We start from the raw sequence: 26599 nt of genomic DNA, 5'->3' as shown, positions 1-26599 counted from the left end.
CACCCGATCTTTTCGCCTGCATGCCCGGCTTGTCTGGAGAACCCGCGTGCGCGTGCGTTTGTTGCATCACCGTCCGTCCCTGTAGCGGCAATCGCAGAGTTGCCCGACCTAGCCTGATAGAGGAAATGACCATGCCACGGATTTCGACATCCATCAGTGAGATCAAGGAACGCTACGACGTCATCGTGATCGGCTCCGGTTACGGCGGCGGTATTGCCGCGTCGCGTCTGTCGCGTGCCGGGAAGAGCGTCTGCCTGCTGGAACGCGGGCGCGAGATCCAGCCGGGTGAGTACCCCAACACCATGGTCGCGGCGACGGAAGAGTTGCAGGTGCATGACCCGGACGGTCATATCGGCTCGCGCACCGGTTTGTTCGACCTGCACGTCAATGCCCAGCAGAACGTGGTGGTCGGTTGCGGCCTGGGCGGCACTTCGTTGATCAATGCCAACGTGTCCCTGGAGCCGGAGCCGGGGGTCTTCGATGACCCGCGCTGGCCCCAGGCGGTGCGCGAGCACCGTGACACGCTGCTCGCCGAAGGTTATGCGCGGGCCCGGGAAATGCTCAAGCCCAACCCGTATCCGGCCTCCGGACCGAAACTGGCGAAGCTGGATGCCAACCGCAAGTCGGCGGATTACCTCGAGGAAACAGCGCATTTTTATACCCCGCCGATCAACGTGACCTTCGACAAGCTGCCCAACAACCTCAACCATGTCGGCGTCGAACAACTGCCGTGCAACCAGTGTGGCGACTGTGTCTCGGGCTGTAACAACAAGGCCAAGAACACCACCTTGATGAACTACCTGCCGGATGCCTGGAACCACGGTGCGGAGATTTTCTGCCAGGCTGAGGTGCGGCATCTGGAGCGCGACGGTGACGGTTGGATCGTGCACTTCCAGTACCTGGACAGTGGCCGGGAAAAATTCTCGGCACCCACCCTGTTCGTCAGGGCCAACATCGTGGTGGTCTCCGCCGGCACCCTGGGCTCCACGGAAATTCTCCTGCGCTCGCGCAGCAAAGGCGTGCCGATGTCCGACCAGCTTGGCGAAAACATGAGCGGCAACGGCGATATCCTCGGTTTCGGCCACAATTGCGAACAGACCATCAACGGCATCGGTTTTGGTGCCCACTCGGCCAAGGAGATGGAGCCGGTCGGGCCGTGTATCACCTCGATCATCGACCTGCGCACCGAGGGTGACTGGCGCAGCCGCATGGTGATTGAAGAGGGCTCGATCCCGGGCGCGCTGGGGCGGCCCATGGTGCCGGCCATGGCCGGGTTTGCCGGGATGATCGGCGAGGCTACCGACAAGGGCGTCAGCGCCGAACTGCACTACAAGGCCCGCGAGGCGGAAAGTTTTCTGCGCGGTCCGTATTACGGTGCGCTGCACAATATGCAGACCTACCTGATCATGAGCCATGACGACGGCAAGGGCCGCATGCTGCTGGACGACAAGGATCAGCTGCGCATCGACTGGCCTGGGGTGGGCGAGCAGGAAAACTTCAAACTCGGTAACGCGCGCCTGCATCAGTCGACCAAGGCCCTGGGCGGGGTCTGGGTGCCGAACCCGATCTGGACCCAGCTGCTCAAGCACAGCATTGTCTCGGTGCACCCATTGGGTGGCTGCGTGATGGGTGAGGACGCCGCGCAGGGCGTGGTCAACCACAAGGGGCAGGTGTTCAGCGGGAGCCACGGCGATGCGGTCTATCCGGGGTTGTATGTGACCGATGGGGCGGTGATTCCGACCTCGCTGGCGGTCAACCCGCTGCTGACCATCTCGGCGGTCAGCGAGCGCAACATGGGCCTGCTGGCCGCCGATCGCGGCTGGGTCATCGACTACCGCCTGCCGTCGGCGCCGCGCAAACCGGTGGCGCCACCGACCCTGGGGGTGCAGTTCACCGAAACCATGAAGGGCTATTTTTCCAAGGACTTCACCCAGCCCCAGGGTACTGACCTGGCGGTCTACCAGGCCGCCGCCAAGAGCGGCGAGGCGCAGAACTCGCCTATTGAGTTCACCCTGACCATCACTGGCAACGACCTCAATCGCCTGATCAAGGAGCCGGAGCATGCCGCGACCCTGGTCGGCACCCTCAATGCCCCGGCGCTGTCGCCTTATCCGCTGACCGCCAGCAACGGCGTGTTCAACCTGTTCGAGCAGTACCAGCAGCAGGTCGGCGTGCGCCATATGAACTATGACATGAAGCTGACTGCCGAGGACGGTCGCGACTATTACTTCAGTGCCTTCAAGACCGTGCCCGAAGACAACGGCGTGCTGAATATCTGGCCGGACACCAGCACCCTCTACGTCACCCTTTATCAAGGCCCGAACAAGACCGGCGCGGTGATCGGCTCCGGGGTCATGCATATCAAGCCCGCCGACTTCGCCAAGCAGATGACCACCATGAAGGTGCTCAATGCGCGCAACGAACGCGAGCGGATCGAGGCCCTGGCGCGTTTCGGCAAGTTCTTCGCCGGGATCCTCTGGGAAAGCTACGGTGGGGTGTTTGCCGGCGATATCTACTTCAACCCGGATGCGCCACCCCGGCACAAGCGGCCGCTGGATGCGCCGGTGCCGACCGTGCATTTCTTCGAGACCGAAGACACGGTGCAACTGCGTCTGACCCGCTACCAGGCCGGCAGCAAGGGGCCGGTGATGCTGGTACACGGTTTGGGCGTGGGCTCGAATATCTTCTCCACCGACACCATCCAGACCAACTTGCTGGAGTACCTGTGCAAGCACGACTATGACGTCTGGTTGCTGGATTTTCGGGTCAGCATCCTGTTGCCGGCGAGCAAACACGAGTGGAACGGCGACCAGATCGCCCAGTACGACTACAAGGCGGCCATCGCGCAGATTCGCCAGGCCACCGGCGCGCTGGACGTGCAGTGCGTGGTGCATTGCTACGGCGCCACGACTTTCTTCATGTCGTTGCTGGCGGGGCTGCAGGATGTGCGCTCGGTGGTCTGCTCGCAGATTGCCGCGGACACGGTGGTGGCCACGGCCACCGGAATCAAGGCCGGCCTGCACCTGCCGGGGATGCTCGACGCGGTGGGCATCAAGTCGCTGACCGCCTACGCCGACAGCAAGGAGAGCCGGTTCAACAAACTCTATGACAAGGCGCTCAATGTCTATGCGCGGATCGAGGCCCAGGGTTATTGCACCAACCCGGTCTGTCACCGGATCACCTTCATGTACGCCTCGCTGTACCGCCACGACACCCTCAACGAAACCCTGCACGACAACCTGCACGAACTGTTCGGCCAATCAAATATCCAGACCTTCGAACACCTGGCGCTGATCTGCCGCAAGGGGCATCTGGTGGACTTCAAGGGCAACGATGTCTACATGCCGCATTTCAGCCGGCTGCAGTTGCCGATCTGTTTTATCAGTGGTGCCGACAACCAGTGCTATTTGCCGGAAAGCACGGAGAAGACCTATGACCGACTGGTCGGCCTGCATGGCCCCGAGTTGTTCAGCCGCCATGTGGTGCCGGGTTATGGCCATATCGATTGCATGTTCGGCAAGAACGCGGTGGTCGATGTGTATCCGCTGATCCTTGAACATCTGGAGAAAACCGCGCTGGGCTGAGGCCGGCACCTGTGGTGAGCGAGCTTGTTGTGGTGTGCAGGCTTACTTGTGGTTGTGGCGAGGGGGCTTGCCCCGTTTTACCAGACAAAACGCGATTGCAGGTTTTAGGGCCGCTTCGCGCCCCAACGCGGGCAAGCCCGGTCGCCACAAGTTAGCCGGCTCGCCACAAGTCAGCCCGGTTGCCACAAGTTAACCCGTTGGCCGCAAGCAGAAGGGTGCTCCTGCATAACAAGGAAGGGTGATATGGACAATTACATCCGCTGGTTTCAACGCTTTATCTGGATAGGCATCGTGATGAACATGGTGTTCGCACTGCCTGCCCTGTTCGCCCCGGCGCTGCTGACCTCGGTGGTTGGCCTGCCGCCGGTGCTCTCGGACCCCTGGCTGGAAAACGCCGGCATGTTGCTGGTGGGGATCAGCCTGTTCTACATGCCGTCGGGCTTCAACGCCCCGCGCTTCGTGATCCACTCCTGGTTATGCGTCTTGAGCCGGCTGGTCGCCGTGGCGTTCTGGATCTACCTGATCGAGACCAACAACACCCCTACGGTGTTCGTGCCCATGCTCTATGGCGACCTGAGCATGTTCCTGCTGCTGGGCGTCACGCTCTACATGGGCAGCACACCGGCCAACCGGCCCTGGGCCCTGCTGGTCGACGGCTGGCATGCCTGGTGCCAGGGTTGGGAAGTCCGTTGGCGGCGCCACGGCTTCCGGGTCGGCCTGCTGGTCACCCTGCTGGTACTGGGTTTTATCGGCTACGAGACCTGGTACAACATGCTGCGGGTGGTGCCCGAGGAGAAGTTCGCTTCCGACGAGGATCACTTCAAGTACGCCGCCATCGGTCTGGGCATCGAGGCGCGAATCCCCTATTACCTGTTTGCCGTGCTGCCGCAGATGTGCCCGGAAAAAATGCCCAAGCCGGGTGGCTGGGAGGCGTTCGGCTTTCTCTATGAAAACGGTCGCGACCTGCCCATCGGCATGGCCAAGCGGCAGATCGGCTACCCGACCGTGGAGCCCAACTGCGCGTTGTGCCACACCGGCTCCTACCGCGCCTCGGCGAGTGATGTGGCCAAACCGATTGCCACCGCGCCGGCCAATACCCTGCAACTGCAAGCCTTCCAGTGGTTCGCCTACGATTGCGCCAGCGACCCGAAATTCACCACCGACGCGGTGATGACGGCGATCAACGCCAAGTTCCAACTGGGCTTCTTCGAGGGCTTGTACAACCGCTATCTGATCATCCCCATGGCCAAGAGCGCGTTGCTCAAGCAAAAGCAGGCCTATGCCTGGCAGAAACTGCGGCCGGCACAGGGGCCGGGGCGCACGGACACCTTCAACCCGACCAAGATGGTGGTCTTCGGTTTCCCGGATGACTCGACCATCGGCACCGTCGACCTGCCGCAGATCTGGAACCAGAAGCCGCGCGAATCGCTGTACCTGCACTGGGACGGCAACAACAACGATATCCATGAGCGCAACTACGCCGCCGCCATGGCCGTGGGCGCGACGCCGCAGTCGGTGCTGCCGGAGAGTTTCAACCGGGTCACCCACTGGCTGCTTGGCACCCAGCCGCCGGCCTGGCCGTTCGCCCTGGATCAGGCGCGGGTGGCCCAGGGCAAGCCGCTCTGGGACAACAACTGCGCGGGCTGCCATGAGTTCGGCAAGGCCGATACTGGCCAGGTCACCACCCAAATCGACCAACTGGGTACCGACCCCCATCGTCTGGACTCCTTCACCGTCGGCCTGGTGCAGGCGTTCCATGGGTTCAAGAAACCACCCTTCGATTTCAACGCCTACCGCAAGACCCAGAGCTACAGCAATACCCCCACCGACGGCATCTGGATGCGCGCGCCGTACCTGCACAACGGCTCGGTGCCGAGCCTCTGGGACCTGCTGCAGACGCCGGACAAACGCCCGGTGGTGTTCAACACCGGCTCTGATGTCTACGACCCGGTCAAGGTCGGTTTCGTCACCAGCGGCCCGCTGGTCCAGGCACCGAGCTACTTCAGGTATGACACCCGTCTGGAAGGCAACCACAACAGTGGTCACCTGTACGGGACCCAACTTACCGACGCCGAGAAGTGGGCGCTGATCGAATTCATGAAGACGTTGTAGGGAGACAGCCATGAACTTGCCGCATCTGGAACTTGAACTTGCGAAAATCCGCGTCCGCCTCGGCGGTCTTAAAGCCCGGATGGAGTTGTCCTGGAAAAAGCTCACCAGCGAGATCGAGCCCGAGGACTTCCAGGTCATCCAGCGTCTGCTCCAGCGTGGCCACGACCAGGCGCAGTACGTCATCGAACACGGCGACTTGCCCGCCGACGAGCCGGCCGTACCCTGGGAACTGTCACATGGCCTGTCGATCCTGCATCTGGGCAACGCCGCGCCCTTGCCGCAATCGGAGGTTGACCTGCCGACGCTGGTACTCAAGGACGGCAGCCTGCTGGGTTGCCGCAAATGGGAGCTGCTGGACCTGCTCTGGAGCGAGGCGCTGATCAAGTGGATCGAGAACCTGCGTCATCACGCGCCTTTCGGTACCACACCGGCGCTGATCAAGATGCAGGACGACGTACTGCTGACCATTGCCGGCGACTGGGGAACGGGGCCGTTCGACAGCCATGCCCCGGCGGTCAGCGTTGCTCGTTTGATGCAACTGGACGAGGCGGATTTCAGCATTCACCTGGGGGATGTCTATTACGCCGGCACCGGTTCCCAGGAAAACGTCGACATGCGCGGCTGGCCCCATGGCAAGTTCGGCTCGTTCACCCTGAATTCCAATCATGAGATGTACAGCGGTGCCCACGGCTACTTCGCCGAGCTCAAGGCGCGCTTCCCGGTACAGCAGGGCACCAGCTACTTCGCGCTGTACAACGACGACTGGCTGATTGTCGGCCTGGATTCGGCTTATGCCTCGGATGCGATGAATCTCTATATGGACGGTGCGCTCAATGATGCGCAGATCCAGTGGATGCAAAGTCTGCCCAAGCGCAAGAAGCTGATGGTGCTCAGTCATCACCAGGGCTTCGACATTGGCGCGAAGGCACAGACACCCCTGTACCAGCCGGTTTGCGAGGCGCTGGGGCGGGTGCCGGATTACTGGTATTGGGGACACCTGCACAACGGGATTGTCTATGCCGAGCAGGCTGGGCTGAAGGCGCGTTGTGCCGGGCACGGGGCGATTCCCTATGGCGTGACCAGCGAGCTGGATGGCAATGAGCGGGTGCTGTTTTCCGAAGGGCAGAATGCCCGGGACGCCGATTACCCGGAGCGGGTGCTCAATGGGTACGTGAAGGTGCGGTTGAGCGGGGAGAATATTATCGAGGAGTTTATTGGCGAGGATGGGTCGGTGAGGTGGTCGTCTCACGGGTAGACTTGTGTTGACTGTACCGGCGTCTTCGCGGGCAAGCTCCGCTCCCACAGGGTCTGTGTCGTACCGCAGTTTTGCGACCGATCACAAAACCCCTGTGGGAGCGGAGCTTGCCCGCGAAGCTGTTGCTCTTAGCCGTGCACCGGCACGCCCTTGAGGTACGGTGCAGGCTCGGCCCCCAGGTTGCTCAACATCCGCTCGCTGTACCAATCCACGAAGTTGACCACGCCAAACTCGTAGGTCTTGGAGTACGGGCCCGGCTGGTAGGCCGTGGAGTTGATGCCGCGCTGGTTTTCTTCGGCCAGGCGACGGTCCTGGTCGTTGGTCGCATCCCAGACTTCACGCATGCGCGCCACGTCATAGTCGACGCCTTCCACCGCATCCTTGTGCACCAGCCACTTGGTGGTGACCATGGTTTCCTGGGCGCTGATCGGCCACACGGTGAACACGATGATGTGGTCGCCCATGCAGTGGTTCCACGAGTGCGGCAGGTGCAGGATGCGCATCGAACCCAGGTCCGGGTTCTTGATCCGGCCCATCAGCTTCTTGCAGCCCTGCTTGCCGTCCATGGTCATGGACACGGTGCCCTTGAGCAGCGGCATGCGCACGATCCGGTTACGCAAGCCGAAGCTGGCATGGGCGTAAGGGATCTTTTCGGCTTCCCAGGCCACGGTGCATTCGGCCACATGGTCTTTGAATTTCTGGTCGGCGCGCGGGTCGGTGACGTCGTCCCACTCCAGCAGGGTTTTCAGCAGTTCCGGGTGGGAGCCGCCGCAGTGGTAGCACTCGCGGTTGTTCTCCAGCACCAGCTTCCAGTTGGCTTTTTCCATCAAGGTGGTTTGCACCGCCACCTTGGTGTTTTCCATGTCGTAGGGTTCCATGTAGTGGTTCAGGGTCGTCAGGAACTCATCGATGGCCGGTGGGTTTTCCGCCAGGCTGATGAAAATGTAGCCACCGGAGGTCTTCACATGCACCGGCTTGAGGCCGTACTGTTTCATGTCGAAGTCGGCGCCCATCTCGGTACCGGCGAACAGCAGGCGACCGTCCAGCTCGTAGGTCCACTGGTGATAGTGGCAGACCAGCTTGGCGACCTTGCCCTTGTCGCTGGTGCACAAGCGCGAACCGCGGTGGCGGCAGACGTTGTGGAAAGCGTGGACCACGCCGTCGGCGCCGCGAATCACGATGATCGGGTTCTTGCCGATCTGCAGGGTCATGTAGTTGCCCTTGGTCGGGATTTCGCAGGTCATGCCGGCGATCAACCACTCTTTCTGAAAGATTTCCTGCATATCGATTTCGAACAGCCGCTCATCGGAGTAGAACGGTTGTGGTAGGGAGAAGGTGCGCTCGCGCTCTTGCAGCATCTGCGCGGTGGCCTTGCGTGCGGGTTCCAGCGGATCGCCCAAGCTCAGGGTTGCGGTGACGTCCATCGATTTAGTCCTCATGGCCATGCGGTGTGGCCGGCGAATAGTGGCTGATACGGTTAGCACGCAAGTACGGAAATACAGTGGATCATTTGCGATGGAGTGTGCGGCTGGCAGCGACATGAACCTTATCCATGGGCGACATGGCCGAATCCGTTCCCGACGCGCAACCCCCGGTCGTTGCGGGCTGGTCGCGATAAGCATGCCAATGTCGCGGATAGGTAAATGGTCGCATCGACCCTTGCGCAGAATCGCCAACATAGAGCCGACAGTCGGCGGTGGAGAACAATATGTCGAACAACTTCCTGAATCCGGTAACGACCCAGACCTGGGCCAATGGTCGGCATATCGTGCGCTGCGTGAAGGTGATCCAGGAAACCTGGGACGTGCGCACCTTCTGCTTCATGGCCGACCAGCCAATCATGTTCTTTTTCAAGCCGGGGCAGTTTGTCACCCTGGAGCTGGAGATCGAAGGCGAGCCGATCATGCGCTCCTACACCATTTCCAGCTCGCCCTCGGTGCCCTACAGCTTTTCCGTGACCATCAAGCGTGTGCCCGGCGGTCGAGTCTCGAACTGGTTGCACGACACCCTGCACGAAGGCCAGGAACTGGCGGTGCACGGGCCGGTGGGGCTGTTCAACGCCATCGACTTCCCGAGCCCGAAGGTGCTGTACCTGAGCGGCGGCGTCGGTATCACCCCGGTGATGTCCATGGCCCGCTGGTTCTACGACACCAACGGGAATGTCGACATGGTGTTTATCCACAGCGCCCGTTCGCCCAAGGACATCATCTATCACCGCGAGCTGGAGCATATGGCGTCGCGGATCGATAACTTCAGCTTGCACCTGATTTGTGAAAAGCACGGCCTGGGCGAGCCTTGGGCTGGCTATCGCGGTTATCTGAACCACAAGATGCTGGAGTTGATGGCGCCGGACTTCCTTGAGCGTGAAGTGTTCTGCTGTGGCCCGACGCCATATATGAATGCGGTCAAGCGTCTGCTGGAAGCGGCCGGGTTCGATATGAGCCGTTATCATGAGGAGTCGTTTGGCGCGACGCCTGCGGAAGCCCGTGCCGACGCGGTGGAACAGGCCGAACAGGCCGCCGAGGCGCCGGAAGTGGATGCCGCGGACTTGCACCAGGTGGAATTCACCGCGACCGGCAAGAGCATTCGCGTGGCACCGGGAGAAACCGTGCACGCGGCGGCGGCCAAGCTTGGCCTGATGATTCCCAAGGCCTGCGGCATGGGCATCTGCGGGACCTGCAAGGTGCTGAAGCTGGGCGGCGAAGTGGAGATGGAGCACAACGGCGGGATCACTGACGACGATGTGGCCGAGGGTTATATCCTGTCGTGCTGCAGCGTGCCGAAGGGCGATGTGCGGATCGAGTACTGACAGAAAGACCGCGGTCGCTTTGCGATGAGAGGTTTGCTGGCTCTGCGCGGTCTCTTTGTGATGAGAGGTTTGTTGGCTCTGCGCGGTCTCTTTGTGATGAGAGGTTTGCTGGCTCTGCGCGGTCTCTTTGTGATGAGAGGTTTGCTGGCTCTATGCGGTCTCTTTGTGGCGAGGGGGCTTGCCCCCGTTGGGCTGCGAAGCAGCCCCAAACCCTGAAAACACGGTCAGCCTGACACACCGCATTTGCTGATTTTACGACTGCTGCGCAGCCGAGCGGGGGCAAGCCCCCTCGCCACAAGGGGCGGCGATCCGCAGCTTTGAGGTTTACAGACTAAAACGCGCCACCATGCTGTTCAAATCCACCGCCAGGCGCGACAGCTCACTGCTGGCCGCGCTGGTCTGGTTCGCCCCGGTCGCCGATTGCACCGATAGATCGCGGATATTCACCAGGTTGCGATCCACCTCGCGGGCAACCTGAGCCTGCTCTTCCGCCGCACTGGCGATCACCAGATTCCGCTCGTTGATCTCGACGATCGCCGTATTGATGGTATCCAGCGCCATCCCCGCGCCCTTGGCGATGTTCAAGGTCGACTCCGCCCGCTCGGTGCTGTTGCGCATCGAATCCACCGCCTGCTCGGTCCCGCCCTGGATACTGCCGATCATCCGCTCGATTTCGCTGGTGGACTGCTGGGTACGGTGCGCCAGGGCCCGAACCTCATCCGCCACCACGGCAAAACCACGCCCGGCTTCCCCGGCCCGGGCCGCTTCAATCGCCGCATTCAAGGCCAGCAGGTTGGTCTGGTCAGCCAGCCCGCGAATCACGTCGAGCACCTTGCCGATGTCCTGGGACTCCTTGGCCAGATTGCCGATCAGCGTCGCGGTGCTTTGTACATCACCGCTCATGCGCTCGATGGCGCCGACGGTTTCCTGCACCAGGTCGCGACCGTCGCCGGCCGAGGCCGTGGCATTCTTCGAGGCTTCGGAGGTGCTCACGGCATTACGCGCGACTTCTTCCACGGCGCTGGTCATTTCATTGACGGCGGTAGCGGCCTGCTCGATCTCGTTGTTCTGCCGCACCAGGCCCTTGGCGCTTTCGTCGGTGACGACGTTCAGCTCTTCCGCCGCTGATGCAAGCTGGGTCGCGGAGCCGGAAATACGCTGCAGGGTGTCGCGCAGTTTCTGCTGCATCTTGACCATGGCCTGCAACAGGCGACCGGCTTCGTCGTTGCCCTCGACCTTGATCGGTCGGGTCAGATCGCCTTCGGCAATCTGCTCGGCGGCGCTCAGGGCGTCGGCGATGGGGCGGGTAATGCTGTTGGTCAGCAGCCAGGCAAACAGCAAGGTCAGGCCGGTGGCCAGCACCAGCAAACCCACCACCAGGTTGAACGCCGAAGCGTACTGGTCGGAGGCCTGTTGATTGGTGTCGCTGGTCTGCTGGGTATTGATCTCCACCAGCTTGGCGAGCGCGTTGTTGATCTGGTCGGAGTTGGCCAGTAACTCGCTGTTGATCAGGCTCGCCAGTTCACTGACCTGATTGTTGCGCGACAGGCCCTTCATGCGCTCTTCGAGCTGATGGTACTGGTCGAGCACTTGCACATACTGATTGTAGGTCGTGCGCTCTTCCGGGCTGGTGATCAGCTTTTCATAAATGGCCTGGGCCTTGCCGATCTGCTGATTGCGCTGGGTGAACAGGTCGAGGATTTTCTGTTGCTCGTCGGGCGCGCGGTTGGTCACCAGGCGATAGGACAACACCCGCAGGCGCAGGGTCAGTTGGGTGAGGTCGTCGAGGCTCTTGATGCTTGGCACACCGTTGGTGCTGAGCTCTTCGGCCGCCCCACGGATCTTGCTCATCTGGTTCAGGGCAAATACCCCCAGTATCAGCATCAGCGCGCCGATCAGGGCGAAGCTGAGGAATGCGCGCGGGGCGATGTTCATGTTACGTAGGGACATGGTGGCTACCTGAGAGGAGGGCGCATTCCGTGCGGCTTTTAAGGCGGGTCTGAATGACCTATCGGTCATTGGACTAAAGTCTTAAGTCCCTGCGCGTATTTGTCGCAGGCGAAGGTTTCCGACAGGGGGTGGGGAACATGTCCTGGCAATCGCAGTCCCTAAGGTTCGAAGAAAAGCATCCCGCCAGGAAAATCAAGGCTTTGCGACAGTTTTCCCCTGGCAAACGGGGGGGCTTTTCTTTATCGTACGCGCCCTTTGAAACTGCCCGAGAGATCAAGAAAATGTTGGAAGCTTCCCTGAGTCAACTGGAACAACTGGTCAGCGAACTGGTTCAGCAAAAACAGGAGCTGCTGGCCGCCAATACCGCGCTGAGCACCGAGCTGGCCCAGGCCAAGGATGAAAATGAAAGCCTGCAGCTGAACCTGATGGAGCAGGAAGAAAAGCACGGCGCCACCGCCGCTCGTATCCAGGCGTTGGTCGAGCGTGTCAGCGCAGGCCCCGTGAGCGCATGAGAACCAGCAGCGACGGGGTGACCGTCATCTCGATCCTCGGCGAGGAGTACTCGATCAAGGCGCCCGCCGGCCAGGAACGGACCTTGCAAGACGCGACGGTAATGCTCAGGGCCGCCCTGGCCGACACCAAGAAGAAATTTCCCACGCTGATCGGCGACAAGCTGCTGGTGTTAGCGGCGTTGAACCTGTGTTCGCAGCAGATCGAAGCACAGCAGCGTCACCGGGAAGAACTCGACCGTTACCAAGAGCAGGTCAGCGCCACGGTCGAAGTGATTGCGCGGTCAGTGGGGCAGACGGAATAGTTTCGTTTGAGTGATGTGGACTGTCTCGGGCCGAAGAGTAGAGCGTTGATGCTGATCAAAGCCCGCTTATATCCAGGCTTGGCTGGAGGGTTCATTTATCCATATTGATATAGGAGCGTCGTATTGACGACGCGCCTTGGATAAATGAACCGGCAGGCTGAGCACCAGGCGGTGGGATTCAAACAGGTTGTGTTAGCCCGTTTTCAAGGCGGTACAATGTTCAAGGGGGTTATACCAATAAATTAAGAATCCACCCGTCATGCAGGGGGGTATAGGCGAGAATTTTATCGAATACCGTTCCACGCTGTTCCTTGTCGTTAATAACGATGGAGACGGTATCGCCTTTCTGTAGGCCAACAAGAGCCGCGCCGCCCGGATCATCTGGGTCGACGATATGACGCGTGCCATCGGGAAAAACAATCCAAATGTGTAGTTGCAGTGGCATGGTCAGTAACCTCGATTGCTCTAAATAGGGTTATTTTCTATGCCTTAATCGATATTGCTGAACGCTCGCTGCCTGTCTCATCGCTCAAGGTTGTGAGGGTTTTATTTTTGGCAGCTGAAGGCGTCTACTGTCAGTCTTGACAGTAGATGTGATGGTTTTTTTTATGTGTTGAGTCTGCAGTAAAAGGCGGCGGGTTGTTTTTTATAGGGTTTTGTTTTTACGCGGGGCTGTTTTGAAATTGAGGCATTACCGCTATTGCTCAAGGGACAGTGGTTTATTGTGAAGTGTTATAAAGACTTGAAAGGTTGGGGCGATTGAAGGGGCGGGTGGGGGAGCATCGCGCTTTAGCTTAAGACAAAGCGCGATTAAAAGAAGTTGGCTCAGACCGACATGACTTCCCGAATATCCGCCGCCAGTTCCCGTACCCGCGCTTCCTCGGTGTCCCACGAGCACATGAAGCGTGCGCCGCCCTTGCCGATGAAGGTGTAGAAGCGCCAGCCCTTGGCGGTCAGCGCGGCGATGGCCGCTTCCGACAGTTGCAGGAACACGCCGTTGGCCTCCACCGGGAACATCAGTTCCACGCCAGGAATGTCCTTGACCAGACTGCTGAGCAGTTGCGCGCAGTGGTTGGCATGGCGGGCGTGCTTGAGCCAGGCGTCGTTTTCCAGCAAACCGACCCAGGGCGCCGACAGAAAGCGCATTTTCGAGGCCAGCTGCCCGGCCTGCTTGCAGCGATAGTCGAAATCCACCGCTAGGTCATGGTTGAAGAACAGGATCGCTTCACCCACCGCCATGCCGTTTTTCGTGCCGCCGAAGCACAACACGTCGACGCCGGCCTTCCAGGTCAGATCCGCCGGGGTGCAGCCGAGGTAGGCGCAGGCGTTGGAGAAGCGCGCGCCGTCCATGTGCAGGTTCAGGCCGAGTTCCTTGCAGGTGGCGCTGATGGCGCGGATTTCGTCCGGGGTGTAGACGCTGCCGACTTCGGTGGCCTGGGTCAGGGTCACGACGCGGGGCTTGGGGTAGTGGATGTCCTGGCGCTTGAGGGCGATTTCGCGGATTGCGTCCGGAGTCAGCTTGCCGTTTTCGGTACGCGCGGTGAGCAGCTTGGAGCCGTTGGAGAAAAACTCCGGCGCGCCGCATTCGTCGGTCTCGACGTGGGCGGTCTCCGAGCAGATCACGCTGTGGTAGCTCTGGCACAACGACGACAGGGCCAGGGAGTTGGCCGCGGTGCCGTTGAAGGCGAAGAACACCTCGCAGTCGGTTTCGAACAGTTGGCGGAAACCGTCGGCGGCGCGCTGGGTCCATTCGTCGTCGCCGTAGGCGCGCTGGTGGCCGTGGTTGGCCTGTTCCATGGCGGCCCAGGCCTCGGGGCAGATACCGGAGTAGTTGTCGCTGGCGAATTGTTGGCTCTTGTCGGTCATGGCCCGGTCCTTGTGAACGATTATGGTGCGCACTGTAACCAGAATTGACCTTGTCGCACAGGCACAGTTGTGGGAGCGGAGCTCGCCCGCGAAGGGGCCAGGGTCAGCAACACACAAAATAGCTCGACAGTGCCGACGCCTTCGCGGGCAAGCTCCGCTCCCACAGGGTTGTCCAGGCATTGATCATCCTTGTGCTTGAAGTCATGTCGTAAACGCACCTTTGCGTGGCGTCCATAGGCATTTGATCGGTCTGCGTCGGCCATACCATCGCATCCAAAGGGCACTGCCGTAAGGTAAAGGCCTCACCGAGACGAATGGCGCACCGCCGCCGCTGGGAGAGACGCGATGTTCAGCAAGCAAGACCAGATCCAGGGTTATGACGATGCACTGATGGCGGCCATGAATGCCGAGGAGCAGCGCCAGGAAGATCACATCGAGCTGATCGCGTCGGAAAACTACACCAGCAAACGCGTGATGCAGGCCCAGGGCAGCGGCCTGACCAACAAATACGCCGAAGGTTATCCGGGCAAGCGCTACTACGGTGGCTGCGAACACGTCGACAAGGTCGAGGCCCTGGCCATCGAACGCGCCAAGCAACTGTTCGGCGCCGACTACGTCAACGTCCAGCCGCACTCCGGTTCCCAGGCCAACGCCGCGGTCTACCTGGCCCTGCTCAACGCCGGCGACACCGTGTTGGGTATGAGCCTGGCCCACGGCGGTCACCTGACCCACGGCGCCAAGGTCAGCTTCTCCGGCAAACTCTACAACGCCGTGCAATATGGCATCGACACCAACACCGGCCTGATTGACTACGACGAAGTCGAGCGCCTGGCCGTCGAGCACAAACCGAAAATGATCATCGCCGGTTTCTCGGCTTATTCGAAAACCCTCGACTTCCCTCGTTTCCGCGAAATCGCAGACAAGGTGGGTGCCTATTTCTTCGTCGACATGGCCCACGTCGCCGGCCTGGTCGCCGCCGGCCTGTATCCGAACCCGTTGCCGTATGCCGATGTGGTCACCACCACCACCCACAAGACCCTGCGCGGTCCCCGTGGCGGCCTGATCCTGGCCAAAGCCAACGAAGAGCTGGAAAAGAAATTCAACGCCGCGGTGTTCCCCGGTGGCCAGGGCGGCCCGCTGATGCATGTGATCGCCGCCAAGGCCGTGAGCTTCAAGGAAGCGCTGGAACCGAGTTTCAAGGTCTACCAGCAGCAAGTGATCGATAACGCCCAGGCCATGGCGGGCGTATTTATCAAACGCGGCTACGATGTAGTGTCCGGCGGCACCGACAATCACCTGTTCCTGGTCAGCCTGATCCGTCAGGGCCTGACTGGCAAGGAGGCCGATGCCGCCCTGGGCCGTGCCCATATCACCGTGAACAAGAATGCCGTGCCGAATGATCCACAGTCGCCGTTCGTCACTTCCGGTCTGCGCATCGGCACCCCGGCCGTCACCAGCCGCGGGTTCAAAGTGGCTCAGTGCGTCGAGCTGGCCGGCTGGATCTGCGACATCCTCGACAACCTCGGCGACGCCGATGTCGAAGCGAACGTCGCCAAGCACGTGGCAGCCCTGTGCGCGGACTTCCCGGTTTATCGCTGAGAGCGGTTTTGGAGTAAATGACTATGCAACGCTATTCGGGCTTCGGCCTCTTCAAGCACTCTCTCAGCCATCACGAAAACTGGCAGAAAATGTGGCGCACGCCGACCCCGAAAAAGGTCTATGACGTGGTCATCGTCGGCGGTGGCGGGCACGGCCTGGCGACCGCCTACTACCTGGCCAAGGAGCACGGCATCACCAACGTCGCCGTGGTCGAGAAGGGCTGGCTGGGCGGCGGCAACACCGCCCGTAACACCACCATCGTGCGTTCCAACTACTTGTGGGACGAGTCGGCGCACCTGTACGAACACGCGATGAAATTGTGGGAAGGCCTGTCCCAGGACCTGAACTACAACGTGATGTTCTCCCAGCGTGGTGTCTACAACCTCTGCCACACCCTGCAGGACATCCGTGATTCGGAGCGTCGGGTCAGCGCCAACCGCCTCAATGGCGTCGACGGCGAACTGCTCAACGCCCAGCAGGTGGCGGACGAGATTCCGTACCTGGACTGCTCGAAGAACGCCCGTTACCCGGTGATGGGCGCCACCGTCCAGCGGCGTGGCGGCGTGGCCCGTCACGATGCCGTGGCCTGGGGCTTCGCCCGTGCGGCCGACGCCCTCGGCGTGGACCTGATCCAGCAGACCGAAGTGATCGGTTTCCGCAAGGAAAACGGCGTGTGCATCGGTGTCGAAACCAACAAGGGCTTTATCGGCGCCAAGCGCGTCGGCGTGGTCACCGCCGGTAACTCCGGGCACATGGCCAAACTGGCCGGCTTCCGCCTGCCGATCGAGTCGCACCCGCTGCAAGCGCTGGTGTCCGAGCCGATCAAGCCGATCATCGACAGCGTGATCATGTCCAACGCCGTGCACGGTTACATCAGCCAGTCCGACAAGGGCGACCTGGTGATCGGTGCCGGTATCGACGGCTACAACGGCTACGGCCAGCGTGGTTCGTACCCGGTGATCGAGCACACCATCCAGGCCATCGTCGAGATGTTCCCGGTGTTGTCCCGCGTGCGCATGAACCGCCAGTGGGGCGGCATCGTCGACACCACCCCGGACGCTTGCCCGATCATTTCGAAAACCCCGGTGCCGAACATGTTCTTCAACTGCGGTTGGGGCACCGGCGGCTTCAAGGCTACCCCCGGCTCGGGCAACGTGTTTGCCGCGAGCCTGGCCAAGGGTGAAATGCACCCGTTGGCCGCTCCCTTCTCCATCGACCGTTTCCACAACGGTGCGTTGATCGACGAACACGGTGCTGCTGCGGTCGCCCACTAACAGGAGAAATCCCTATGTTGCATATCTTCTGTCCTCATTGCGGCGAGCTGCGCTCCGAAGAGGAATTCCACGCTTCCGGCCAGGCGCATATCCCGCGTCCATTGGACCCGGGCACCTGCACCGACGAGCAGTGGGGCGACTACATGTTCTTCCGCGACAACCCGCGCGGCCTGCACCACGAGCTGTGGGACCACGTTGCCGGTTGCCGGCAGTATTTCAACGTGACCCGCGACACCGTCACCTACGAGATTCTCGAAAGCTACAAGATTGGCGAGAAGCCGCAATTCACCGCTAAAGCGGACAGTTCGAAAGTGCCCGGCGCGGCTGTGGGAGAGAAGGTATGAGCCAGGTCAATCGCCTGTCCAACGGTGGTCGGATCGACCGCAACAAAGTCTTGAGCTTCACCTTCAACGGCCAGATCTACAAGGGCTTCGAAGGCGACACCCTGGCCGCCGCGTTGCTCGCCAACGGGGTGGATATCGTCGGCCGCAGCTTCAAGTACTCCCGTCCGCGGGGGATCTTCGCCGCCGGTGCCGAAGAGCCGAACGCGGTGCTGCAGCTCGGCGCCACCGAAGCGACCCAGATTCCCAACGTGCGGGCTACCCAGCAAGCGCTGTATCAGGGCCTGGTCGCCACCAGCACCAACGGCTGGCCGAGCGTCAACAACGACATGATGGGGATTCTTGGCAAGGTCGGCGGCAAGCTGATGCCGCCGGGTTTCTACTACAAGACCTTCATGTATCCGCAGTCGTTCTGGATGACCTACGAGAAGTACATCCGTAAGGCCGCCGGTCTTGGTCGCTCGCCGACCGAGAACGATCCGGATACCTACGACTACATGAACCAGCACTGCGACGTGCTGATCGTCGGTGCCGGCCCTGCCGGTCTGGCCGCCGCACTGGCCGCCGCGCGCAGTGGTGCCCGGGTGATCCTGGCCGATGAACAGGAAGAGTTCGGCGGCAGCCTGCTCGATTCCCGCGAAAGCCTCGACGGCAAGCCGGCGGCCGAGTGGGTCGCCAGTGTCATCGCCGAATTGAAAGGTCTGCCGGACGTGCTGCTGTTGCCACGGGCCACCGTCAACGGCTACCACGACCACAACTTCCTGACCATTCACGAGCGCCTCACCGATCACCTCGGTGACCGTGCGCCGATCGGCCGGGTACGCCAGCGTATCCATCGGGTCCGCGCCAAGCGCGTGGTCCTGGCCACCGGTACCCATGAGCGTCCGCTGGTCTACGGCAACAACGACGTGCCGGGCAACATGCTCGCCGGTGCCGTTTCGACCTACGTCCGCCGTTACGGCGTGGCCCCGGGCAAGAAGCTGGTGCTGAGCACCAACAACGATCACGCCTACCGCGTTGCCCTGGACTGGCACGATGCCAGCCTGCAAGTGGTGGCCATCGCCGATGCCCGCAGCAACCCACGCGGTGCGCTGGTGGAAGAAGCACGAGCCAAGGGGATTCGCATCCTCACTGGCAGTGCGGTGATCGAAGCCCGTGGCAGCAAGCACGTGACCGCGGCGCGCGTCGCCGCCATCGACGTCAAGGCGCATAAAGTCACCAGCCCCGGCGAATGGCTGGAGTGCGACCTGGTGGCCAGCTCCGGCGGTTACAGCCCGGTGGTCCACCTGGCCTCGCACCTGGGCGGCAAGCCGACCTGGCGCGAAGATATCCTCGGTTTCGTGCCGGGCGAAGCACCGCAGAAACGCGTGTGCGTCGGTGGCATCAACGGTGTCTACGGTCTGGGCGATGCCTTGGCCGACGGTTTTGAAGGAGGCGTTCGCGCCGCCAGCGAAGCCGGTTTCAAGGCGGTCGAAGGCGTGCTGCCCAAAGCCCTGTCGCGTCTGGAAGAGCCGACCCTGGCGCTGTTCCAGGTGCCCCATGAAAAAGCCACCGCCCGGGCGCCGAAGCAATTCGTCGACCTGCAGAACGACGTCACCGCCGCCGCCATCGAACTGGCGACCCGCGAGGGCTTCGAGTCGGTCGAACACGTCAAACGCTACACCGCGCTGGGCTTCGGTACCGACCAGGGCAAGCTGGGCAACGTCAACGGCCTGGCCATCGCCGCCCGTTCGCTGAACGTGACCATCCCGCAGATGGGCACCACCATGTTCCGCCCGAACTACACGCCGGTGACCTTCGGCGCGGTCGCCGGCCGGCACTGCGGGCATATCTTCGAGCCGGTGCGCTATACCGCCTTGCAGGCCTGGCATGTGAAGCAGGGCGCCAAGTTCGAAGATGTCGGCCAGTGGAAGCGTCCGTGGTACTTCCCGCGCAACGGCGAAGACCTGCATACGGCGGTCAAGCGTGAGTGCAAGGCCGTGCGCGACAGCGTCGGCCTGCTCGACGCCTCGACCCTGGGCAAGATCGATATCCAGGGCCCGGACGCCCGTGAATTCCTCAACCGCATCTACACCAACGCCTGGACCAAGCTCGATGTGGGCAAGGCCCGCTACGGCCTGATGTGCAAGGAAGACGGCATGGTCTTCGACGACGGCGTCACCGCCTGTCTGGCCGACAACCACTTCCTGATGACCACCACCACCGGCGGCGCGGCTCGCGTCCTGCAGTGGCTGGAGCTGTACCACCAGACCGAATGGCCGAACATGAAGGTGTACTTCACCTCCGTGACCGATCACTGGGCGACCATGACCCTGTCCGGGCCGAACAGCCGCAAGCTGCTCAGCGCCGTCACCGACATCGACCTGGACAAGGACGCGTTCCCGTTCATGACCTGGAAAGAAGGCCTGGTCGGCGGTGTGCCGGCGCGGGTGTTCCGGATCTCCTTTACCGGCGAGCTGTCCTATGAGGTCAACGTCCAGGCCGACTACGCCATGGGTGTGCTGGAAAAGATCGTCGAGGCGGGCAAGCAGTACAACCTGACCCCGTACGGCACCGAGACCATGCACGTGTTGCGGGCCGAGAAGGGCTTCATCATCGTCGGCCAGGACACTGACGGCTCGATGACCCCGGACGACCTGAACATGGGTTGGTGTGTGGGCCGGACCAAGCCGTTCTCGTGGATCGGCTGGCGCGGGATGAACCGTGAAGACTGCGTGCGCGAGGAGCGCAAGCAGTTGGTCGGGCTCAAGCCGATCGATCCGACCAAGTGGCTGCCGGAAGGTGCGCAGCTGGTGTTCGACACCAAGCAGACGATCCCGATGAAGATGGTCGGTCACGTGACCTCCAGCTATGCCCACAACTCCCTTGGCTATTCGTTTGCCATGGCGGTGGTCAAGGGCGGGCTGAAGCGCATGGGCGAGCGGGTGTTCGCACCGCTGGCCGATGGCAGCGTGATCGAGGCGGAAATCGTTTCTTCGGTGTTCTTCGATCCTAAAGGGGACCGCCAGAACATCTGACGCCGTAGTCCAGTGGGAGCGGCGATCCGACAAGCTCCGCTCCCACACAGGGCCACGGTTGTTCATGAGGTGGAGTCAGGCACTGACCCACCGCAAAGACAGCATTCAACACAGGTGTTTCACATGACCACAGCCAACGTTTACCAACAACGCCCGACTTCCGGGGCCAAGGCCGAGTCGTCGTTGCACCATGCCGACCTCGCCAGCCTGGTGGGTAAAGGCCGCAAGAACGCCGGTGTGACCGTGCGGGAAAAGAAATTGCTCGGCCACCTGACCATTCGTGGTGACGGCCATGACGCGGCCTTCGCCGCCGGCGTGCACAAGGCCCTCGGCCTGGAACTGCCGGTGGCGCTGACCGTGGTGGCCAAGGGCGAGACCAGCCTGCAATGGCTCGGCCCCGACGAGTGGTTGCTGATCGTCCCGAGCGGCGAAGAGTTCGCGGCCGAGAAGGCGTTGCGCGAAGCCCTGGGCGACCTGCATATCGCCATCGTCAATGTCAGCGGTGGCCAGCAACTGCTGGAGCTGAGCGGCCCGAACGTGCGCCAGGTGCTGATGAAATCCACCAGCTACGACGTGCACCCGGACAACTTCCCGGTGGGCAAGGCTGTCGGCACGGTGTTCGCCAAGTCGCAGCTGATGATCCGCCATACCGCCGAAGACACCTGGGAGCTGGTGATCCGTCGCAGCTTCTCGGATTACTGGTGGCTGTGGTTGCAGGATGCGGCGGCCGAATACGGCCTTAGCGTCCAGGCCTGATACAGATTCAACGTGTTCGGTGGACTCAATGTGGCGAGGGGGCTTGCCCCTGCTGGGCTGCGAAGCAGCCCCAGACCCGGACGGCGCGGTTTGTCTGACACTGCGCGATTACCGGTTTTACGGCTGCTTCGCAACCGAACGGGGGCAAGCCCCCTCGCCAAAGTAACTAGGTTCGCCACAGGTTTTGTATTGCGCCGGTTGGCGTGCAGGTATTCAAGAACAGGAGTCACCGCATGAGCCGCGCCCCCGATACATGGATTTTGACCGCCGACTGCCCCAGCGTGCTCGGCACGGTGGATGCGGTGACCCGCTACCTGTTCGAGCAGGGCTGCTACGTCACCGAACACCACTCGTTCGATGACCGCCTCTCGTCGCGCTTCTTCATTCGCGTGGAGTTCCGCCAGCCTGACGGTTTCGACGAGCTGGCCTTCCGCGCCGGCCTGGCCCTGCGCGGTGAGTCCTTCGGCATGGTGTTCGAACTGACCGCGCCGAACTACCGGCCGAAAGTGGTGATCATGGTCTCCAAGGCCGATCACTGCCTCAACGACCTGCTCTATCGCCAGCGTATCGGCCAATTGTCCATGGACGTGGCCGCCGTGGTCTCCAACCACCCGGACCTCAAGCCCCTGGCGGACTGGCACCAGATTCCCTACTACCATTTTCCGTTGGACCCGAACGACAAGCCGGGCCAGGAGCGCCAGGTCTGGCAGGTGATCGAGGAGTCCGGCGCGGAGCTGGTGATCCTTGCCCGCTACATGCAGGTGCTCTCACCCGAGCTGTGCCGCAAGCTCGACGGCAAGGCGATCAATATCCACCACTCGTTGCTGCCCGGTTTCAAGGGCGCCAAACCTTATCACCAGGCCTACAACAAGGGCGTGAAACTGGTGGGGGCTACTGCGCACTACATCAACAACGACCTGGACGAAGGTCCGATCATCGCCCAGGGCGTCGAGGTGGTGGACCACAGTCACTACCCCGAGGACCTGATCGCCAAGGGCCGCGATATCGAAGGGCTGACGTTGGCGCGGGCGGTGGGTTATCACATTGAACGGCGGGTTTTTCTGAACGCCAACCGAACAGTAGTGCTTTAAAAGGTGGTCGTTTTACGACCTTCGCGGCGGTGCGGCGATCCGACAAGCTCCGCTCCCACATTAGGTTTGTGTCGTACTCAGAAAGTACATACGACTCGGGACCTGTGGGAGCGGAGCTTGCCCGCGAAGAGGTCCGCAAGAACAACGCAACAATCACAAGCAGTAACCCGAGCAATCTCCCGCAGTGGGCGCGGTGCCTGCCGTGACGCAACACCCCTGTAGGAGCCGGCTTACCGGCGATGGAGCCCGTAAAAACAACGCAACAACCACAGGCAATAACCCGAGCAATCTACGCGCTGCCCCCTGGCAACGTGTTGCTACATAAAAACAACAGCGAGGTGAAAGCATGTCTGGCAATCGTGGTGTGGTGTATCTCGGCAATGGCAAGGTCGAGGTGCAAAAAATCGACTATCCGAAAATGCAGGACCCGCGTGGCAAGAAGATCGAACACGGTGTCATCTTGCGCGTCGTCTCCACCAACATCTGTGGTTCGGACCAACACATGGTCCGTGGCCGTACCACCGCCCAGACCGGCCTGGTCCTGGGTCATGAAATCACCGGCGAAGTGATCGAGAAGGGCCGCGATGTCGAGAACCTGAAACTCGGCGACCTGGTCTCGGTACCGTTCAACGTGGCTTGCGGGCGCTGCCGTTCCTGCAAGGAGCAACACACCGGCGTCTGCCTGACCGTCAACCCGGCCCGTGCCGGCGGTGCCTACGGTTATGTCGACATGGGCGACTGGACCGGCGGCCAGGCAGAGTACGTGATGGTGCCGTACGCTGACTTCAACCTGCTGAAACTGCCGGATCGCGACAAGGCCATGGAGAAAATCCGCGACCTGACCTGCCTCTCCGACATCCTGCCAACCGGCTACCACGGCGCGGTCACCGCGGGTGTTGGCCCGGGGAGCAGCGTGTACATTGCCGGTGCCGGTCCGGTCGGCCTTGCGGCGGCGGCTTCGGCACGCCTGCTGGGCGCGGCGGTGGTGATCATCGGTGACGTCAACCCGATCCGCCTGGCCCATGCCAAGGCCCAGGGCTTTGAAATCGCCGACCTGTCCAAGGACACCCCGTTGCACGAACAGATCGCCGCGCTGTTGGGCGAACCTGAAGTCGACTGCGCCGTCGATGCCGTGGGCTTCGAAGCCCGTGGTCACGGTCATGAAGGCGTGAAGCACGAGGCTCCGGCCACCGTGCTCAACTCGTTGATGGGCGTGGTCCGCGTTGCTGGCAAGATCGGTATTCCGGGCCTGTACGTGACCGAAGACCCGGGTGCGGTGGACGCCGCCGCGAAAATCGGCAGCCTGAGCATCCGCTTTGGTTTGGGTTGGGCCAAGTCCCACAGCTTCCACACCGGCCAGACTCCGGTGATGAAGTACAACCGCCAGCTGATGCAGGCGATCATGTGGGATCGGATCAAGATTGCCGATATCGTCGGCGTAGAAGTAATCAGCCTGGACGACGCGCCGCGCGGTTACGGCGAGTTCGATGCGGGCGTGCCGAAGAAATTCGTGATTGACCCGCACAAGCTGTTCAGTGCGGCGTAAGTAAAGGGCAAGACGGGGAAAGGGCGACTTCGGTCGCCCTTTTCGATGGCGGCGGTATGGCTTGCATCGCTGTTGTTGATAATCGAGTGTCGGCAGCCCCCGGCAAACGTGGCCTGCCTACCCGGTAGCGTCGCCAATTGATATGACTGGGGGAGTCATGCGTTCTCCATTACGGTTGACTGCTGCGGATCGCACTGGCGCCGAGGGTTCTCATTCGATGATCGTTAACTCCCGAAAACGCAGCGGCTAGCAGATTGAACGTCGCGCCCACCTTGCCAGGAACTCCGCGAGTTTCTACCCATTTTTTTGCCGACTCCAAGTGTGCGGTTGTATTGGAAATTGTCCCGCTTTCTACTTGTTGTGCAAGATTGACATAGTATTGCCCATGCTCAAGAGAGAGTGTGTTATCTCCATGGCTTATCAAATTTTCGTTTACTTTCTTCAGTCGCTTGGTAAAGGCATTGGAAATGCCCTCGGACGAGTAAAGCGTATTCAGCTCTTGCTGAATGATCTGTCTGCCAGAGGAGGGGCTGGCTGTTGGTGTGCCTGTGTGCTCAAAAAGCGATTTTTTAGTAAGAGAGAGAAAGTCCGTTACAATGCTTGAGCGGCCATTCGAGGAGGCCGCCGTTGCTCCAGTAGCCAAGAGGGGTGGCGGTGAGGCTTTAATAGCCCCAGTGACAAGGCGATTGATGTACGGCGCTTTTGAATGACTGATGAGATGCGTCGCTTTCTTTATCAGTAACGATACGATATGCCCGCTCGGATCGCTTCGGTTGACTGGGTCGGCTTGGCAATAGGTATATGGGTTAATCCCCGCCCGTCCAAACGGACTCCAGTTGTCGGGGCTGTTAAATCGCATCAATATCGGATTGAACGCCCGATAGCCATTACCCAAAAGATAATGCCCGGTTATCGGATCCGCCTTTTCACCGTTGAACCCCAGCACACTCAGCAATCCGTTTGTCGGCGCACGATGACCGTAGGGGTTATAGGCCATGGCTTGGCGCTGGGCCTTGTCCTGGGCGTGCAGGACGGAACGTTGCTGATCGGTCGCCAGTAGGATGGTGTCGGTTGTTACACCTTGGCGTTGTTGTTGAGCCAGCAGCAGGTCTTCTTGCTGGAAGATCGAATGAGCGAGCGCACCTTGGATCTCGGTGGCCAGGCGGTCTTTCTGGTAGAAACGCTGATGGATTGGCAAATTGGCCGGTGTGCAGGCCACCAGCCGGTCAAGTGGATCGTAGCGGTACTGGATCAGCAGGGTTTGTGGTGATGACATGGCGGTAGGTATCGGAGCGGCCCGGGGTCTCTTGGCCTAGTTTCTGCGCAGACTCAGGATTTGCCTACTGACAGAACTATCAGGTTCTTGCTCCCCCCCCCCCGCCGAGTCACCAGGGGCATTATGGCTTGCATCACCATCGTTGATATCAATCGCTGTCATAACTGCTATCTGACGCGTAATCTTCACCGTAGATTTCGCGATTGCGCTGTGTGTTTAGTTGTTTTCTTCTGAATTCTTCTTGTCTTATTAATTTTTGCTGTCTGTTGATGCGAGCATTTTTGTATTGATTTTGAAGGTGGCTTCTCCCCGGTTCCGTGTCGGTGCCTGGCACTCTAATGGCCGTTTTGTGAAGATCGTCATTCCCAATGACTTGGCTGGGCAGGTAACCTTTTTTTTGACCTAAAGATATTTTTCTGAGGTTGTTTGTGTAGTCGCTTTCAGTTGAGCGCTTAAGTAGGTTTATTGGTTTGATGTTTGTATGTACTATTGTTTTTATCTTTTTAGAGGTCAGGGACAGCGCTACAAGATCATCTCCCTTAAGGTGTTTTATGATGCTTTGAAAGGCGAGGGTGGGTGTGTTTTCAAGAGAGAGGCTGGCGCGCAGTGAGGCTATTTTACTCCAGCGACGGGTGATGATTTTGAGCTTTATTAGGCCGAGAAAAGATATGTGTCCTCCGGGGTCGATCCGATTTACCGAATCTCCTTTGCAATAGGTATATGAGTTAAATCCGCTCGCCCCGAATGGACTCCAGCTGTCAGGGCTGTTAAATCGCATCAATACTGGATTAAACGCTCGATAGCCATTACCCAACAAATAATGTCCGGTCACCGGATCCACTCGTTCACCCTTGAATCCCAGCACACTCAGCAATCCGTTTGTCGGCGTGTGATGACCATAGGGGCTATACGCGAGGGCCTGGCGTTGTGCCTTATCCAGGATATGCAGGACAGAACGTTGCTGATCGGTAGCCAGCAGGGTGGTTTCGGTTGTTGCACCTTGACGCTGCTGTTGAGCCAGCAGCAGGTCTTCTTGCTGGAAGATCGAATGAGCGAGCGCACCTTGGATCTCGGTGGCCAGGTGGTCTTTCTGGTAGAACCGCTGATGGATTGGCAAATTGGCCGGTGTGCGGGCCATTAGCCGGTCCAGCGGATCGTAGCGGTACTGGATCAGCAGGGCATCGCGTGGCGAGGGCATGGGGCGGGCCTTCAGGGCGACTATTCAGAGACAGTTTCTGCTTACTCCCGAAACTTGCCTACTGGCAGAAGTATCAGGCTTTCGCAGGTCACGACAGACCTTGCAAAAAAG

The 26599-nt window shown here is 60.7% G+C and carries 19 protein-coding genes and 1 pseudogene; 13 read left to right on the top strand and 7 right to left on the bottom strand.

Annotation, left to right across the window (positions count from 1 at the left end; genetic code table 11):
• Positions 1 to 131 precede the first annotated feature (131 nt).
• From M5B99_RS10475 to M5B99_RS10465, 3 genes are all read left to right on the top strand, one after another.
• Positions 132 to 3584, top strand: a complete 3453-nt coding sequence (locus M5B99_RS10475) for a GMC family oxidoreductase N-terminal domain-containing protein (RefSeq protein ID WP_248803957.1) — start codon at positions 132 to 134, stop codon at positions 3582 to 3584.
• Positions 3585 to 3827: 243 nt separating this feature from the next.
• The gene (locus tag M5B99_RS10470) at positions 3828 to 5696 is read left to right on the top strand and encodes a hypothetical protein (RefSeq protein ID WP_248803956.1); all 1869 of its coding nucleotides are present in this window, start codon (positions 3828 to 3830) and stop codon (positions 5694 to 5696) included.
• Positions 5697 to 5706: 10 nt separating this feature from the next.
• Positions 5707 to 6951: a metallophosphoesterase gene (locus tag M5B99_RS10465; RefSeq protein WP_248803955.1), complete on the top strand. Its 1245-nt coding sequence runs from the start codon at positions 5707 to 5709 to the stop codon at positions 6949 to 6951.
• 128 nt (positions 6952 to 7079) lie between these two features.
• Here the strand turns inward: M5B99_RS10465 and gbcA are convergent, their stop codons facing one another.
• On the bottom strand, positions 7080 to 8375 hold the full coding sequence (gene gbcA, locus M5B99_RS10460; protein ID WP_248795250.1) for a glycine-betaine demethylase subunit GbcA: 1296 nt from the start codon (positions 8373 to 8375) through the stop codon (positions 7080 to 7082).
• Positions 8376 to 8659: 284 nt separating this feature from the next.
• Between gbcA and gbcB the strand changes: the two genes are divergently transcribed.
• Positions 8660 to 9760 (top strand): glycine-betaine demethylase subunit GbcB, encoded by a 1101-nt coding sequence (gene gbcB / locus M5B99_RS10455; protein ID WP_248795252.1) that lies wholly within the window; start codon positions 8660 to 8662, stop codon positions 9758 to 9760.
• 324 nt (positions 9761 to 10084) lie between these two features.
• Here gbcB and M5B99_RS30205 read toward each other — a convergent pair whose 3' ends face one another.
• Together M5B99_RS30205 and M5B99_RS30200 are read right to left on the bottom strand one after the other, a co-directional pair.
• Positions 10085 to 10948, bottom strand: coding sequence for a methyl-accepting chemotaxis protein (locus M5B99_RS30205; protein ID WP_412548720.1), 864 nt, complete (start codon positions 10946 to 10948; stop codon positions 10085 to 10087).
• A pseudogene (locus M5B99_RS30200) lies at positions 10940 to 11695 on the bottom strand (MCP four helix bundle domain-containing protein); the annotation flags it as partial. The pseudogene M5B99_RS30200 and the gene M5B99_RS30205, both read right to left, overlap by 9 nt.
• Positions 11696 to 11991: 296 nt before the next feature.
• Between M5B99_RS30200 and M5B99_RS10445 the strand changes: the two are divergent.
• Positions 11992 to 12222 (top strand): hypothetical protein, encoded by a 231-nt coding sequence (locus M5B99_RS10445; RefSeq protein ID WP_121135201.1) that lies wholly within the window; start codon positions 11992 to 11994, stop codon positions 12220 to 12222.
• Entirely contained in the window at positions 12219 to 12524 is a 306-nt protein-coding gene (locus tag M5B99_RS10440) for a cell division protein ZapA (RefSeq protein ID WP_248803953.1), read from the top strand. The genes M5B99_RS10445 and M5B99_RS10440 overlap by 4 nt, the downstream gene beginning before the upstream one ends.
• A gap of 229 nt (positions 12525 to 12753) precedes the next feature.
• On the opposite strand, the gene M5B99_RS10435 is transcribed toward M5B99_RS10440, so the two are convergent.
• Both M5B99_RS10435 and M5B99_RS10430 read right to left on the bottom strand, forming a co-directional pair.
• On the bottom strand, positions 12754 to 12969 hold the full coding sequence (locus M5B99_RS10435; RefSeq protein ID WP_248803952.1) for a hypothetical protein: 216 nt from the start codon (positions 12967 to 12969) through the stop codon (positions 12754 to 12756).
• 380 nt (positions 12970 to 13349) lie between these two features.
• Positions 13350 to 14390, bottom strand: coding sequence for a threonine aldolase family protein (locus M5B99_RS10430; RefSeq protein WP_248803951.1), 1041 nt, complete (start codon positions 14388 to 14390; stop codon positions 13350 to 13352).
• Positions 14391 to 14735: 345 nt separating this feature from the next.
• Between M5B99_RS10430 and glyA the strand changes: the two genes are divergently transcribed.
• From glyA to fdhA, 7 genes are all read left to right on the top strand, one after another.
• A complete protein-coding gene (gene glyA, locus M5B99_RS10425; RefSeq protein WP_248803950.1) occupies positions 14736 to 15989 on the top strand; it encodes a serine hydroxymethyltransferase in 1254 nt (417 codons plus the stop codon).
• A gap of 23 nt (positions 15990 to 16012) precedes the next feature.
• The gene (locus M5B99_RS10420; protein ID WP_100938568.1) at positions 16013 to 17263 is read left to right on the top strand and encodes a sarcosine oxidase subunit beta; all 1251 of its coding nucleotides are present in this window, start codon (positions 16013 to 16015) and stop codon (positions 17261 to 17263) included.
• A gap of 14 nt (positions 17264 to 17277) precedes the next feature.
• Positions 17278 to 17607, top strand: coding sequence for a sarcosine oxidase subunit delta (locus M5B99_RS10415; protein WP_100938567.1), 330 nt, complete (start codon positions 17278 to 17280; stop codon positions 17605 to 17607).
• Positions 17604 to 20621: a sarcosine oxidase subunit alpha gene (locus tag M5B99_RS10410; protein WP_248803949.1), complete on the top strand. Its 3018-nt coding sequence runs from the start codon at positions 17604 to 17606 to the stop codon at positions 20619 to 20621. Before M5B99_RS10415 ends, M5B99_RS10410 begins: the two co-directional genes overlap by 4 nt.
• Positions 20622 to 20744: 123 nt before the next feature.
• Positions 20745 to 21377 carry a sarcosine oxidase subunit gamma gene (locus M5B99_RS10405; RefSeq protein ID WP_248795263.1) on the top strand — a complete coding sequence of 211 codons (633 nt, stop codon included), beginning with the start codon at positions 20745 to 20747 and terminating at the stop codon, positions 21375 to 21377.
• A 233-nt stretch (positions 21378 to 21610) separates the two neighbouring features.
• A complete protein-coding gene (purU, locus tag M5B99_RS10400) occupies positions 21611 to 22468 on the top strand; it encodes a formyltetrahydrofolate deformylase (protein WP_248803948.1) in 858 nt (285 codons plus the stop codon).
• A gap of 346 nt (positions 22469 to 22814) precedes the next feature.
• Complete coding sequence (gene fdhA / locus M5B99_RS10395) at positions 22815 to 24014, top strand: formaldehyde dehydrogenase, glutathione-independent (protein ID WP_248803947.1); 1200 nt, start codon at positions 22815 to 22817, stop codon at positions 24012 to 24014.
• Between the two features lie 169 nt (positions 24015 to 24183).
• On the opposite strand, the gene M5B99_RS10390 is transcribed toward fdhA, so the two are convergent.
• Entirely contained in the window at positions 24184 to 25290 is a 1107-nt protein-coding gene (locus M5B99_RS10390; protein WP_248803946.1) for an RHS repeat-associated core domain-containing protein, read from the bottom strand.
• 148 nt (positions 25291 to 25438) lie between these two features.
• On the bottom strand, positions 25439 to 26488 hold the full coding sequence (locus M5B99_RS10385; RefSeq protein ID WP_248803945.1) for an RHS repeat-associated core domain-containing protein: 1050 nt from the start codon (positions 26486 to 26488) through the stop codon (positions 25439 to 25441).
• Positions 26489 to 26599: the final 111 nt, after the last annotated feature.

The sequence above is a fragment of the Pseudomonas sp. MWU13-2100 genome (genome assembly GCF_023242365.1).
Classification (GTDB): domain Bacteria; phylum Pseudomonadota; class Gammaproteobacteria; order Pseudomonadales; family Pseudomonadaceae; genus Aquipseudomonas.
Note: the sequence above shows the minus strand (reverse complement) of the source record. Positions and strands in the feature narration are given on the sequence as shown.

What these genes read in the sequence shown, in the direction of transcription:
- M5B99_RS10420 (WP_100938568.1), top strand. Translation starts at nt 16,013, where the DNA reads ATGCAACGCTATTCGGGCTTCGGCCTCTTCAAGCACTCTCTCAGCCAT.
- M5B99_RS10385 (WP_248803945.1), bottom strand. Translation starts at nt 26,488, where the DNA reads ATGCCCTCGCCACGCGATGCCCTGCTGATCCAGTACCGCTACGATCCG.
- M5B99_RS10390 (WP_248803946.1), bottom strand. Translation starts at nt 25,290, where the DNA reads ATGTCATCACCACAAACCCTGCTGATCCAGTACCGCTACGATCCACTT.
- M5B99_RS10440 (WP_248803953.1), top strand. Translation starts at nt 12,219, where the DNA reads ATGAGAACCAGCAGCGACGGGGTGACCGTCATCTCGATCCTCGGCGAG.
- M5B99_RS10475 (WP_248803957.1), top strand. Translation starts at nt 132, where the DNA reads ATGCCACGGATTTCGACATCCATCAGTGAGATCAAGGAACGCTACGAC.
- gbcB (WP_248795252.1), top strand. Translation starts at nt 8,660, where the DNA reads ATGTCGAACAACTTCCTGAATCCGGTAACGACCCAGACCTGGGCCAAT.
- M5B99_RS10445 (WP_121135201.1), top strand. Translation starts at nt 11,992, where the DNA reads ATGTTGGAAGCTTCCCTGAGTCAACTGGAACAACTGGTCAGCGAACTG.
- M5B99_RS10430 (WP_248803951.1), bottom strand. Translation starts at nt 14,390, where the DNA reads ATGACCGACAAGAGCCAACAATTCGCCAGCGACAACTACTCCGGTATC.
- glyA (WP_248803950.1), top strand. Translation starts at nt 14,736, where the DNA reads ATGTTCAGCAAGCAAGACCAGATCCAGGGTTATGACGATGCACTGATG.
- M5B99_RS10415 (WP_100938567.1), top strand. Translation starts at nt 17,278, where the DNA reads ATGTTGCATATCTTCTGTCCTCATTGCGGCGAGCTGCGCTCCGAAGAG.
- fdhA (WP_248803947.1), top strand. Translation starts at nt 22,815, where the DNA reads ATGTCTGGCAATCGTGGTGTGGTGTATCTCGGCAATGGCAAGGTCGAG.
- M5B99_RS30205 (WP_412548720.1), bottom strand. Translation starts at nt 10,948, where the DNA reads ATGCAGCAGAAACTGCGCGACACCCTGCAGCGTATTTCCGGCTCCGCG.
- M5B99_RS10470 (WP_248803956.1), top strand. Translation starts at nt 3,828, where the DNA reads ATGGACAATTACATCCGCTGGTTTCAACGCTTTATCTGGATAGGCATC.
- M5B99_RS10410 (WP_248803949.1), top strand. Translation starts at nt 17,604, where the DNA reads ATGAGCCAGGTCAATCGCCTGTCCAACGGTGGTCGGATCGACCGCAAC.
- M5B99_RS10405 (WP_248795263.1), top strand. Translation starts at nt 20,745, where the DNA reads ATGACCACAGCCAACGTTTACCAACAACGCCCGACTTCCGGGGCCAAG.
- M5B99_RS10435 (WP_248803952.1), bottom strand. Translation starts at nt 12,969, where the DNA reads ATGCCACTGCAACTACACATTTGGATTGTTTTTCCCGATGGCACGCGT.
- purU (WP_248803948.1), top strand. Translation starts at nt 21,611, where the DNA reads ATGAGCCGCGCCCCCGATACATGGATTTTGACCGCCGACTGCCCCAGC.
- gbcA (WP_248795250.1), bottom strand. Translation starts at nt 8,375, where the DNA reads ATGGACGTCACCGCAACCCTGAGCTTGGGCGATCCGCTGGAACCCGCA.
- M5B99_RS10465 (WP_248803955.1), top strand. Translation starts at nt 5,707, where the DNA reads ATGAACTTGCCGCATCTGGAACTTGAACTTGCGAAAATCCGCGTCCGC.